15 protein-coding genes are annotated in these 12,162 nt (G+C 63.5%); 14 read left to right on the top strand and 1 reads right to left on the bottom strand.

The window, feature by feature from the left end; translation table 11 throughout:
- Positions 1-31: 31 nt before the first annotated feature.
- The 12 genes from tsaB to trmB all read left to right on the top strand — a co-directional run bounded on the left by tsaB (position 32) and on the right by trmB (position 11,398).
- Positions 32-787 carry a tRNA (adenosine(37)-N6)-threonylcarbamoyltransferase complex dimerization subunit type 1 TsaB gene (gene tsaB, locus LB523_RS12710; protein WP_224545229.1) on the top strand — a complete coding sequence of 252 codons (756 nt, stop codon included), beginning with the start codon at positions 32-34 and terminating at the stop codon, positions 785-787.
- Positions 787-1,281, top strand: coding sequence for a ribosomal protein S18-alanine N-acetyltransferase (gene rimI, locus LB523_RS12705; protein WP_224545230.1), 495 nt, complete (start codon positions 787-789; stop codon positions 1,279-1,281). Before tsaB ends, rimI begins: the two co-directional genes overlap by 1 nt.
- A gap of 128 nt (positions 1,282-1,409) precedes the next feature.
- On the top strand, positions 1,410-2,210 hold the full coding sequence (locus tag LB523_RS12700; RefSeq protein WP_224545231.1) for a lysophospholipid acyltransferase family protein: 801 nt from the start codon (positions 1,410-1,412) through the stop codon (positions 2,208-2,210).
- A 146-nt stretch (positions 2,211-2,356) separates the two neighbouring features.
- Entirely contained in the window at positions 2,357-3,766 is a 1,410-nt protein-coding gene (gene miaB / locus LB523_RS12695) for a tRNA (N6-isopentenyl adenosine(37)-C2)-methylthiotransferase MiaB (protein WP_224603063.1), read from the top strand.
- A gap of 84 nt (positions 3,767-3,850) precedes the next feature.
- Positions 3,851-4,843 carry a PhoH family protein gene (locus LB523_RS12690; RefSeq protein ID WP_411962568.1) on the top strand — a complete coding sequence of 331 codons (993 nt, stop codon included), beginning with the start codon at positions 3,851-3,853 and terminating at the stop codon, positions 4,841-4,843.
- A gap of 11 nt (positions 4,844-4,854) precedes the next feature.
- On the top strand, positions 4,855-5,352 hold the full coding sequence (gene ybeY, locus LB523_RS12685) for an rRNA maturation RNase YbeY (protein WP_224603062.1): 498 nt from the start codon (positions 4,855-4,857) through the stop codon (positions 5,350-5,352).
- A 27-nt stretch (positions 5,353-5,379) separates the two neighbouring features.
- Positions 5,380-6,453: a hemolysin family protein gene (locus tag LB523_RS12680; RefSeq protein WP_224545234.1), complete on the top strand. Its 1,074-nt coding sequence runs from the start codon at positions 5,380-5,382 to the stop codon at positions 6,451-6,453.
- Between the two features lie 12 nt (positions 6,454-6,465).
- A complete protein-coding gene (locus tag LB523_RS12675) occupies positions 6,466-6,936 on the top strand; it encodes a VOC family protein (protein ID WP_224603061.1) in 471 nt (156 codons plus the stop codon).
- A gap of 177 nt (positions 6,937-7,113) precedes the next feature.
- A complete protein-coding gene (gene lnt, locus LB523_RS12670; RefSeq protein ID WP_224603060.1) occupies positions 7,114-8,700 on the top strand; it encodes an apolipoprotein N-acyltransferase in 1,587 nt (528 codons plus the stop codon).
- 139 nt (positions 8,701-8,839) lie between these two features.
- Entirely contained in the window at positions 8,840-9,262 is a 423-nt protein-coding gene (locus tag LB523_RS12665) for a helix-turn-helix domain-containing protein (RefSeq protein ID WP_140545192.1), read from the top strand.
- A gap of 163 nt (positions 9,263-9,425) precedes the next feature.
- Positions 9,426-10,691: a methionine adenosyltransferase gene (metK, locus tag LB523_RS12660; protein ID WP_095765968.1), complete on the top strand. Its 1,266-nt coding sequence runs from the start codon at positions 9,426-9,428 to the stop codon at positions 10,689-10,691.
- Positions 10,688-11,398, top strand: a complete 711-nt coding sequence (trmB, locus tag LB523_RS12655; RefSeq protein WP_224603212.1) for a tRNA (guanine(46)-N(7))-methyltransferase TrmB — start codon at positions 10,688-10,690, stop codon at positions 11,396-11,398. The genes metK and trmB overlap by 4 nt, the downstream gene beginning before the upstream one ends.
- Positions 11,399-11,427: 29 nt before the next feature.
- Here the strand turns inward: trmB and LB523_RS12650 are convergent, their stop codons facing one another.
- Positions 11,428-11,589 (bottom strand): hypothetical protein, encoded by a 162-nt coding sequence (locus LB523_RS12650; RefSeq protein WP_224603218.1) that lies wholly within the window; start codon positions 11,587-11,589, stop codon positions 11,428-11,430.
- On the opposite strand from LB523_RS12650, the gene LB523_RS12645 reads away from it, so the two are divergent.
- Both LB523_RS12645 and LB523_RS12640 read left to right on the top strand, forming a co-directional pair.
- Positions 11,573-11,815 carry a CopG family ribbon-helix-helix protein gene (locus tag LB523_RS12645; RefSeq protein ID WP_181170589.1) on the top strand — a complete coding sequence of 81 codons (243 nt, stop codon included), beginning with the start codon at positions 11,573-11,575 and terminating at the stop codon, positions 11,813-11,815. The genes LB523_RS12650 and LB523_RS12645 overlap by 17 nt on opposite strands.
- On the top strand, positions 11,812-12,099 hold the full coding sequence (locus LB523_RS12640; protein WP_224603059.1) for a type II toxin-antitoxin system RelE/ParE family toxin: 288 nt from the start codon (positions 11,812-11,814) through the stop codon (positions 12,097-12,099). Before LB523_RS12645 ends, LB523_RS12640 begins: the two co-directional genes overlap by 4 nt.
- Positions 12,100-12,162 lie beyond the last annotated feature (63 nt).

The raw sequence follows: 12,162 nt of genomic DNA, 5'->3' as shown, positions 1-12,162 counted from the left end.
AGTTCGTTAACCGGCCTATGAAGCTGCCCGTATGAAGCTGCTTGCCATCGATTGCGCTGCCAATCTCTGCGCCGCCTGCGTCTATGACGCGGGCGCGGGGAAGGAGCTTGGCCGCGAAGTGCGCGACCTAGGCAAGGGGCATGCCGAGCATCTGATGGCCGTCATCGAGACGGCCTTGAAAGCGGGCGGCATCGGCTACCCTGATCTCAACGCCGTTGCCGTCTCGATCGGACCCGGCTCGTTCACCGGCCTGCGCGTCGGCGTCTCGACCGCGCGCGGCCTGGCGCTGGCGTTGAAAATCCCGGCGATCGGCGTGACGACGCTGGAAGCCCTGGCGGCGGAGGGTGCGAAAACTTTTCCCGAGCGCGCGGTGCTTGCCGCGCTCGACGCCGGCCGCGACGAAATCCACGCGGCGCTCTACGATAAAGCGTTAGCGGAGGCTTACCGACCTTCAGTGATCACGCTTTCCGTGGCGGCGATCATGGCCAACGGCGCCGATGCCGTCCTTGTCGGCACCGCTGCGCCACAGATTGCCGCAGCGGCGGGACGGGCCTTCGACACCGGCCCGGTTGCCGCCACCGCCGACATCGCGACCTATGCCAGGCTGGCGTCGGCCAGAGGGCCGGGCGAAAAGCCCAAGCCGCTCTATCTGCGCGGCGCCGACGCCAAGCCGCAGGCGGGCTTCATTCTTCCAAGACAGGACAACAGTCCAAAGGAAAACCATGATCCCAAAAAGGGGGAGGCGGTTTTGCGGAAAAGTCGTGGTCCAAAAGGAAACGACGCCTGATGCGCATACCGTTCTTTCAGCCGCGCCGCAGGGAATATGCCTTGGAACCGCTGACGGTTGCCGACAGCGCTGCCGTCTCGGAGCTGCATCGCGAGGATTTCGTGCGGCCCTGGACCGATGGCGAGTTCGCGGCGCTGCTCGAACAGGACACGGTGTTCGGCTACGCCGCGCGCGAGACAGGGCAGGGATCGAAACCTCCGGTCGGTTTCGTGCTGGCGCGGCTCGCGGCCGGCGAGGGCGAGATCCTGACCGTGGCCGTCGCCCGTAGCCATCGCCGACAGGGCCTTGGCTGGCAATTGATGGATGCGGTGCTGCGCGAGCTTCATGCGCAGCGCGCCGAAGCGCTCTTCCTTGAGGTCGACGAGACCAATGCGCCGGCGATCGCGCTTTATCGCAGGCTCGGCTTCATCCAGGTCGGTCATCGGCCCAACTATTATCGCTCGACCGAGCACGGTCCGACCGGCGCGCTTGTCATGCGCCGCGATCTTCGCTAGCCACAGTCGCGCATGACCCCGAAAATCGGCTCCGATTTTCGGAAAGGGATCATGCGCCAAGCGGGAGTGTTACAGCGTCCTTTGCGCGCCCTAAGGCGCGCGGCACTGTAATGTTGGGGCCGGAGCGAATGATCAAGAAATTACGGATTTTCCTGGCGCTCTTCTATGTCGTCGTCTGTTCACTGGTGCTGGTGCCGCTGCAGATACTGTCGATGAAGACGGGACTCTGGCCCGAGATCTTCATCCTGAAAATCTGGCATCGCATGATCCTGAGGGCGCTGGGCATGCGGGTGCATGTGAAGGGCGCGCTGGCCAGGGAACGTCCGCTGCTGATCGCGGCCAACCATATCTCCTGGACCGACATCATGGTGCTCGGCTCCTTTGTCGATGTGAAGTTCATCGCCAGGGCCGACATGGAAGGCTGGCCGCTGATCGGCATGCTGTCCAAGTTGCAGCGCACCGTCTACATCGAGCGCGAGCGCAAGCGCACCTCCGGCGACCAGGCGAGCGAGATCGCCAAAAGGATGGCAAAAGGCGACGCCATGGTGCTGTTCGCCGAAGGTTCGACCGGGGACGGCAACCTTGTGCTGCCGTTCAAGAGCACGCTCTTCGGCGCCGCCTCGATGGCGATTTCGGAAGGTGCGGCGGACCAGGTCTTCATCCAGCCCGTGGCGATCGCCTATACGCGCCTGCATGGCATGCCGATGGGCCGCCGCCATCGGCCGATGTCCGCCTGGATCGGCGACCAGGATTTGATGCCGCACCTGAGAACCCTGCTTGCCGAAGGCGCGATCGATGCCGAGGTGCATTTCGGCGAGCCTGTGCCGTTCTCCAAGGGCTCGAACCGCAAGGAAACGGCACGGCTGATGGAAGCCAAGGTGCGCGAGATGATGCAGGCTGTCCTCGCCGACCCGGCCAAGAGCCGATAGCCGATGCATTTCGCCAAAAGTGCGTAGCGGTTTTGGGATAACGACATACATAAAGAAAAAAAGACCTGAAGCGCGTCCTGTCGGGACGACCTGCTTCAGGCAGATTCGTCTGTTTTTTGTCACGGAAAGGCGCTAGAAGCCGCCCGATGGATTTGAACACGATTGAAAGCCACGGCATCGGCGCTGCTGCCGAGCACTCGGCCGGCACGGACCGGACGGCGAAAAAGGTCTTCGTCAAGACCTATGGCTGCCAGATGAATGTCTACGATTCCCAGCGTATGACCGATGCGCTGGCGGCCGACGGCTATGTCGCCACCGACGCCGTCGAAGATGCGGATCTTGTGCTGCTCAACACCTGCCATATCCGCGAAAAGGCGGCGGAAAAGGTCTATTCCGAGCTTGGCCGCATTCGCGACATGAAGGCCGAACGCGCCGAGGCCGGCCGCGAATTGCTGATCGGTGTCGCCGGCTGCGTGGCGCAAGCCGAAGGCGCCGAGATCATCCGCCGCTCGCCAGCGGTCGATCTGGTCATCGGCCCGCAGACCTATCACCGGCTGCCCGACGTCCTGGCGAGGGTCCGTGGCGGCGAAAAGATCGTCGAGACCGAATACGCCGTCGAGGACAAGTTCGAGCATCTGCCGCAGCCGAAGCGCGCCGAGCTTGCCAGGCGCGGCGTCACCGCTTTCCTGACGGTGCAGGAAGGTTGCGACAAGTTCTGCACCTTCTGCGTGGTGCCTTACACGCGCGGCTCCGAGGTTTCGCGCCCGGTGGCGCAGATCGTCGCCGAGGCCGAGCGCCTCGCCGAGGCCGGCGTGCGCGAGGTGACGCTGCTCGGCCAGAACGTCAACGCCTGGCACGGCATAGGCGAAAACGGCGAGGAATGGGGTCTTGGCGGCCTGCTGTTTCGTCTGGCGGAAATCCCTGGCCTGGCGCGGCTGCGCTACACCACCAGCCATCCGCGCGACATGGACGACGAATTGATCGCCGCGCATCGGGACCTGCCGGCGCTGATGCCCTATCTGCATCTGCCGGTACAGTCGGGCTCCGATCGGATTTTGAAGGCGATGAACCGGCGCCATACGGCGCGCGACTATCTGGCGCTCATCGAGCGCATTCGCGCCGCCCGCGCCGATATCGCCATGTCCGGCGACTTCATCGTCGGCTTCCCCGGCGAGACGGATGAGGATTTCGAAGCGACACTGAAATTGGTGCGCGAGGTGAACTATGCCTCGGCCTTCTCGTTCAAATATTCGCCGCGCCCCGGCACACCGGGCGCCGAAATGGATGACCATGTCTCGGAAGCGGTGAAGGACGAGCGTCTGCAGGCTCTGCAGGGTCTGCTTCTCAGGCAGCAGCAGGATTTCGGCTTTAGCCTGGTCGGCAGGACCATAGGCACGCTGATCGAGAAGCCTGGCCGGCAGGCCGGGCAGAAAGTTGGCCGTTCGCCTTGGCTGCAGCCCGTTATTGTTGACGACAAGGCCGGCGGAATCGGTGACATTATCGACGTACGAATCACAAGGACCGGCTACAATAGCCTGTTCGCCGAACTGGCCTGACGGGCCTCGGCAGATGAGGAGAGACGGTTGAGCGCTGCTGAACTGAAGAATCCGCCCCCGAACCAGGCGTCCGGGGCTTCCGACATGGCGCACATCGTACTGACCTTCGACAACAACAAGCTTGCCAGCGCCCTTTATGGTCAGTTCGACGAGAATCTGGCCCGGCTCGAGCAGAAGCTCGGCGTGGATATCCGTTCGCGCGGCAACCAGCTTGCGATCAAAGGCTCGGCTCCGGCCGCCGAGCAGGCGCGCCGGGCGCTGGATACGCTCTACGGCATCCTGCAGAAGGGCGTCGACATCGGCCAGTCGGATGTCGACGGCGCCGTGCGCATGGCGATTGCCGCCGACGACCAGCTGACGCTGCCCACGTTGGAGCGCAAGGGCAAGGTTTCGGCCGCCCAGATCGCGACGCGCAAGAAGACGATCTATGCCCGGTCGCTGACGCAGGACGCCTATATGCGGGCGCTGGAGCGCTCGGAAATGGTCTTCGGCATCGGCCCTGCCGGCACCGGCAAGACCTATCTGGCGGTCGCGCATGCGGCCATGCTGCTCGAACGCGGCATGGTTGAGCGCATCGTGCTGTCGCGCCCCGCCGTCGAGGCCGGCGAGCGGCTGGGCTTCCTGCCCGGCGACATGAAGGAGAAGGTCGACCCCTATCTGCGGCCCCTCTATGACGCGCTCTACGACATGATGCCGGCCGACAAGGTCGAGCGGGCGATTGCCGCCGAGGTCATCGAGATCGCGCCCTTGGCCTTCATGCGCGGCCGCACGCTGGCGCATGCGGCGGTGATCCTCGACGAGGCGCAGAACACCACGCCGATGCAGATGAAGATGTTTCTGACCCGTCTCGGCGAGAACTCGCGCATGATCGTCACCGGCGATCCGACCCAGATCGACCTGCCGCCCAACACCAAGTCGGGGCTGGTCGAGGCGCTGCGCATCCTCGACGGCGTGCCGGGCATCGTCACGGTCCGCTTCAACGAAGGCGACGTGGTGCGCCACCCGCTGGTCGCCGAGATCGTCAAGGCCTATGACCGCGACGGCAAGCTGGCGCGAGGCCTCGGCGCCGAAAGCTGATCAAAGGCCGTATGGCTGCAGACAACAAATCCTCTGCCGGAATCCCGGTCGACATCGATGTTTTCGTCGAGGCCGGCGCTTGGCCCGCAGAAGCCGAGTTGACGCATCTGGTCGAGCGCGCCGTTGCGGCCGCTTTTGCCGAGACCGGCGCGGGCGGCGCTTCCGAGCTCAGCGTCGTTTTTTCCGATGATGCCCATATCCAGGCGCTCAATGCCGAATGGCGCGGCAAGGACAAGCCCACCAACGTCTTGTCTTTCCCGGCTTTTTCGTTTTCGAAAGGCGGCAAGCTGCCGCCGATGCTGGGCGATATCGTGCTGGCTTCGGAGACGGTGTCTCGCGAGGCGGCACTGGAAGACAAGCCGGTTGCGAACCATATCACCCATCTTGTTATCCATGGCCTGCTGCATCTTTTGGGCCATGATCATGAGACCGACGCCGAGGCCGAGGAGATGGAAGGGATCGAGCGCGCGGCGCTTGCGAGACTTGCCATTCCCGATCCCTACGCGTAACAAAAAAGCTCAATTGACCCGATGGCGATGAACGACACACCAGAAACTGCCGCCCGTCCGGACGCCGGCAGTGCTGCCAAGTCTTCCGAAAAGACGGAAGAGGGCTCAAGTCCGAGTATTCCGACCGGCAGCGCGGCCGCTGAGCCGACGCATGCCGGTCCTTCCCTTGTGGACCGCGTGCTTGGCCTGTTCCGGCACCGCAATGGCACCAGCCTGCGCGAGGAAATCGCCGGCGCGCTTGCCGAAACGGCGACCGATGCCGGCGCCTTCTCGCCCGGCGAACGCGCCATGCTCAACAACATCCTGCGCCTGCGCGAAGTCCGGGTGGAGGACGTCATGGTGCCGCGCGCCGACATCGAGGCGGTCGAGATCAACACGACGCTTGGCGATCTGCTTGGGCTGTTCGAGCAGTCCGGCCATTCGCGCATGCCGGTCTATTCCGAGACATTGGACGATCCGCGCGGCATGGTCCACATTCGCGACGTGCTCGCCCACATCACCAAGCTCGCCCGCGTCAAGAAGGGCCGCAGCAGAGCGAAGACGCCGGTGTCGACCGCGCTCGACCTTGCCCAGGTCGACCTTGCGCGCACCATCGGCGATCTCAGCCTGATCCGTCCGGTTCTGTTCGTGCCGCCCTCGATGCTTGCCTCCGACCTGATGGGGCGCATGCAGACGACCCGCACGCAGATGGCGCTGGTCATCGACGAGTATGGCGGCACCGACGGCCTCGCCTCGCTGGAGGATATCGTCGAGATGGTGGTCGGCGACATCGAGGACGAGCATGACGACGACGAGCCGATGATCACGCAGACCGGCGACGGCGTCTTCGTCGTCGACGGCAAAGCCGAGATCGACGAGGTCGCCAAGATGATCGGCGAGGATTTCGCCGCCGGCGAGCATGGCGAATATGTCGACACCATCGGCGGTATGATCTTCAACACGCTCGGCCGCGTCCCCGCTCGCGGCGAAGTGGTGCAGGCCATCCCAGGTTTCGAGTTCCACGTGCTCGACGCCGACCCGCGCCGCGTCAAGCGCGTGCGCATCGTGCAGAGCCAGAAAGGCGAGCGTCGCCGCCGTGCCGCGCGCACCGAGCAGGCCTGACACCGTCGCGACATGCCCGTCGACGATCCTTTCAAGCATGCCGTTCTCGGCTCAGGCGTCTTCTATAAAGATCCGCGCGCCGCATTGACCTGGCTGCAGGCGGCCTTTGGCTTCGAGCCAAGCATGGTGGTGAGCGACGCCGACGGCCGGCTTGTCCATGCCGAAATGCGTTTCGGCGACGGCTACATCATCGTCGATTGCGAATGGGCCGAGCATGTCGCCAGCCCGGCCTCGGTCGGCGGCAAGAACACCCAGGCCGTCTATATCCGGCTGCGGCAGGATCTCGACGCTCATTGCGAAAAGGCACGTGCGGCCGGCGCGGAAATTCTTCAGGGACCGACGGATCATTTCTACGGCGAGCGCCAATACCGCGCCCGCGATCCCGAGGGTCATGTCTGGACGTTCAGCCAGACCGTGCGCGTTGTCCCGAAGGACGAGGCCGAGCGGCCGAGCGGCCTGCGGATCGAGGGCTGGCACAACTGAGCATTTTGCAGCCAAGCGGAATCGCTTGGCGTTGCAGAAATGCGGCTAAGGCAAAGAGCTGTAGCGGGATACCGATATAGCGCGACGGCGCATCAGGCTGCGCTTATCTGGGTTTGGATCGGGCGGCGCAGCCTGTTAAACCTCTAGCTCCCTGATTCGCGCGACTTGGGAAGCTTGATGCAGCGCTTTGCCGGCCGGATAATTCTGCTGTGGGGGTGGCGGCGGGCGCTGGTGGCGTTTGCCGCCGGAGCGCTGGCGGTGCTTGCCCAGGCGCCTTACGATTTCTTCGCCGTCTGCTTCGTTTCGTTTCCGGTCCTTGTCTGGCTGCTCGACGGCGCCACCGGCGAGGCGTCAGATGGCTGGTTGAGGCGCCTGAGGCCGGCCTTCGCCGCTGGCTGGTGGTTCGGCTTCGGCTATTTCCTGGCCGGCCTCTGGTGGATCGGCCAGGCATTGCTGGTCGAGGCCGACAGCTTCGCGTGGGCCTTGCCCTTCGCCGTTGTCGGCATCCCGTTCGCGCTCGCTTTCTTCTATGGCTTTGCCACCGTTGTGGCGCGGCTGTTCTGGAGCAGCGATATCGGTCGTATCGCGGCGTTAGCCTTCGGCTTCGGGCTCGCGGAATGGCTGCGCGATTTCCTCTTCACCGGCTTCCCGTGGAATGCCGTCGGCTATGCCGCAATGCCGGTGCCGCTCCTGATGCAGAGCGTATCGGTGACCGGCATGATCGGCATGAATGCGCTCGCGGTCTTTGTCTTTTCTCTTCCGGCGCTCATCGCCGCGCGCCGCCATCTCAAGCTCGGCCTCGCCTTGTTTGTCATCCTCGTCGCCGCCCATGTCGGCTTCGGCTATGTCAGGCTTGCGGCACCGGTCGAACCGAGCCGCGCGATCGACGTCCGCATCGTCCAGCCCGCTGTCGATCTCAGCGAGAAATGGGATGCCTCGGTGCGCGACCGCATCTTCGCGACTTTGCTGGGGATATCGGGGAAAGCGCCGGAACAGGGCCATGCCAAGCCGCAGCTTATCCTGTGGCCTGAGACATCGGTGCCGTTCCTCTTCACCGAGCGTCCGGACGCGCTGACGGCGCTGGGCGATATGCTGGCCGACGGCCAGATGCTGATAGCCGGTGTCGTGCGCGAGGAGGGCGGATCGGCCAATGCCGGCAGCCGCTATTACAATTCCGTTGTGGCGATCAACGACAAGGGCGAGATCGTCGATGCCGTCGACAAGGTGCATCTGGTGCCGTTCGGCGAATATCTGCCCTTCGCCGACTTGTTCGAACGCTTGAGCATAGGCCAGCTTGTTGCCGGGCCGATGAATTTCGCCGCCGGCAACGAACGCCATCCGATCGGCGTGCCGGGCGGCCTGCGTGCCGCTCCGTTCATCTGCTACGAGGTGATTTTTCCCGATCTCGTTGCTGCTGACGCTGTGTCCGCCGACTTGATTGTGAACGTCACCAACGACGCATGGTTTGGCGACACGCCAGGCCCGTATCAGCACTTCAGGCAGGCGCAGATTCGCGCAGCGGAGAATGGAATGCCTCTGTTGCGCGCGGCTAACAATGGCATATCGGCCGTCGTCGATTCGCGCGGGCGCATTGTCGATGCGCTTGCCGTCGACGCGCGCGGCGCTATCGACGCGCATGTGCCCGTTTCTGGGCGCTCCCTCCTGCCCGCCGAACAGCGACGCATTAACGGATTGCTGATCATGTTGCTGTTTGCGCTGATTGCCTTCACACTGAATGTAAGGCAGCGGCTACGGGTGAATTGACAGTCGGCACATTAGAAACTCATACTGTAACGCCTAAAATTTTCTCGAAGTCGGTTGGAGGGTTCTGTTGGGGCAGGTGGCTCCGGCTTCATATGGGCGGAACAAATAGAAAAAGCCGGAAAAATTCGGCGAGGAAAAAATGACAGAAGAGAACAAGAAGAAGCCGAATCCGATCGACATCCATGTCGGGAGCCGCATCCGGCTGCGTCGCAATATGCTTGGAATGAGCCAGGAAAAGCTGGGTGAAAATCTCGGCATCACCTTTCAGCAGATCCAGAAGTACGAGAAGGGCACAAACAGGGTTGGCGCCAGCCGCCTGCAGGCGATCGCTTCCATCCTGAGCGTTCCTGTCGCCTTCTTCTTCGAGGATGCTCCGGGCGAGGAGCCCGCCGGCGGCACCAGGGGATTTGCCGAAGACTCCTCGATGGCGTTCGCCATTGAATTCTGCGGCAGTCCCGAAGGGCTTCAGCTCAACCGGGCCTTCGTCAAGATCGGCGACGTCAAGGTGCGCCGCAGGATCATCGATCTGGTGAAGGCGCTTTCCGCCGAGGACGCCGATTGATTTGCCTGATGCCGCCGGCGGTTTCATGCCGCCGGTGGCATAGCCCGACCTTGCCTACATTCATGCCAGATCCGTCGCGCCGCTTGACGAGCGGCGCCCGGCACCGCTAACACGTGGCGCGCCAAAATCGGCAGCTTGCCGATCTTTTCAAGAGGGGACACCCGTGACGCGGCAGAACTATCTCTTCACCTCGGAATCCGTCTCCGAGGGTCATCCCGACAAAGTCTGTGACCGTATCTCCGACGAGATCGTCGATCTGGTCTATCGCGAAGCCAAGAAGACGGGCATGGATCCGTGGAAGGTGCGCGTTGCCTGCGAGACGCTGGCCACCACCAACCGCGTCGTCATCGCCGGCGAGGTCCGCGTCCCGGACACGCTTTTGAAGAAGGACAAGGCGGGCAACGTCCTCAAGGACGCGTCCGGCCACCCTGTGGTCAACCCGGCCAAGTTCAAGTCGGTTGCCCGCAAGGCGATCCGCGAGATCGGCTACGAGCAGTCCGGCTTCCACTGGAAGACCGCCAAGATCGACGTGCTGCTGCATGGCCAGTCGCCCGACATCGGCCAGGGCGTCGACAATGCCGCCGACCGCCAGGGCGAGGAAGGGGCCGGCGACCAGGGCATCATGTTCGGCTACGCCTGCCGCGAGACGCCCGACCTGATGCCGGCACCGATCTATTACAGCCACAAGATTCTCGAACTGCTGGCAGCGGCACGTCATGAAGGCAATGGCGAGGCCGGCAAGCTCGGTCCGGACGCCAAGAGCCAGGTCACCGTGCGCTATGCCGACGGCAAGGCGGCGGAAGTCACGCAGATCGTGCTCTCCACCCAGCATCTCGATGCGAACTGGGACTCCAAGAAGGTCCGCAAGGTGGTCGAGCCCTATATCCGCGAGGCGCTTGGCGACTTGAAGATCGCCGAGGACTGCAACTGGTACATCAACCCGACCGGCAAATTCGTCATCGGCGGGCCTGACGGCGATGCCGGCCTCACCGGCCGCAAGATCATCGTCGACACCTATGGTGGCGCAGCCCCTCACGGCGGCGGCGCCTTCTCGGGCAAGGACACCACCAAGGTCGACCGTTCGGCCGCCTATGCGGCGCGCTATCTTGCCAAGAACGTGGTGGCGGCCAAGCTTGCCGACCGCTGCACCATCCAGCTCTCCTACGCCATCGGCGTCGCCCAGCCGCTGTCGGTCTATGTCGACCTGCACGGCACCGGCAAGGTGGACGAAGCGAAGCTCGAGGATGCGCTGCGCAAGGTGATGGACCTGTCGCCGTCGGGCATTCGCCGTCATCTCGACCTCAACAAGCCGATCTATGCAAAAACCTCGTCCTACGGCCATTTCGGTCGCAAGGCCGGTCGCGACGGCTCCTTCTCCTGGGAAAAGACCGATCTTGCCAAGGCGCTCAAGGACGCCGTCGCCGCCTGACGCCAGCGGACGCAAAGGATAGGCCGAGCCGGGCGACCGAAGGATTCTTCGGTCGCCGGCACGGCAAGACTATCCGCCCGCAGCAGGCGATCGCCCTCGAAAGCGGCCTGCGCCAATACCGGGTCGACCTGACGGCGGAAGCGCCGGCCGATCTCAGGACCTTGTTCAAGGCACCGGTCTCGACGCTGCAGCTGGAAATCGGTTTCGGTGGCGGCGAGCATCTCCTGCATCGCGCGACGGAAGCGCCCGGAACCGGTTTCATCGGCGTCGAGCCTTTCGTCAACGGCATGGCCAAGATGATGACGGCTGTCGGCAAGGCGCCGCTTGCCAATCTCAGGGTCTATGACGACGACGCCACGCGGCTGCTCGACTGGCTGCCGGAAGCCTCGCTCGACGGCATCGACTTGCTTTATCCCGATCCGTGGCCGAAGAAGAAGCACTGGAAGCGGCGTTTTGTCGGCGCCGCCAATCTCGACCGCTTTGCCCGGGTGCTGAAAGCCGGCGGCAGGTTCCGCTTCGCTTCCGACATCGACAGCTATGTGAACTGGACGCTGCTTGCCTGCCGCGAACACGGCGCCTTCGCATGGCAGGCCGAGGACGCTTCCGGCTGGCACCAGCCCTATGACGGCTGGCCAGGCACCCGCTACGAGGCCAAGGCCATCCGCGAAGGACGGCGGCCGGCCTATCTGACCTTCATCCGGAAATAGACGGCACCAAGGTGTCGTAATCAGCCGCTCTAGAAGCGGCCGATTCGGTCGAAAGCGGCCGGATCGATGCCGAGTTTCTTCAGGTCGCTGCGTCGCCGCTCCGCCTCACGGCATGCGGAGTTGACGAACCACTTTGGTTCTACCACATTCACAATGAACCAGAATGGAGACCGGATGATGAGCGCCTTCACCGTGCGGCTTCCGGATGAGACTGTGGCCAAGCTGGACCAACTGGCCGAAAAGGTGGATCGCTCTCGTTCCTACGTCGCCGCTCAAGCGATCGAAGACTATGTCGCCAGGGAAGAATGGCAGCTTGCCGAGATCGAGGCCGGCCTTGACGAAGCCGATCGAGGAGAATTCGCAAGCGAGAAGGATTTGGCCGGCGTCATAGCGAAATACGTCAAGCCCGAACGATGAAGCGGATCCGCTGGACCCAGCACGCCGTGCGTCGTCTCGACCAGATTGGCGCTTTCATCGAAAAGGACAATCCAACGGCCGCGGCACGAGTGGTTGCGCGTATCGTTTCCTGTGCGGACAATCTCGCCGAGCAACCCGCCATGGGGCGGGTCTGGCGGGTGAAAGGGACACGAGAACTCGTCCTCGCTGATGTCCCATACATAATTCCCTACCGTGTTATCGGCGAGGAGATCGAGATACTCACCGTGATGCATGCGGCCCAACGATGGCCGCGCCAGTTGTAGACACCACCGCTGGCCTGTGCCTGAAGGCTTGAAACGCCGGCGGCAATCGTCTATATCAACTTC

This window comes from Mesorhizobium sp. ESP-6-4 (assembly GCF_020164735.1).
In the GTDB taxonomy this organism is placed as follows: Bacteria; Pseudomonadota; Alphaproteobacteria; order Rhizobiales; family Rhizobiaceae; genus Mesorhizobium.
The sequence above is the reverse complement of the archived record's forward strand: the minus strand, read 5'-3'. Positions and strand labels throughout refer to the sequence as shown.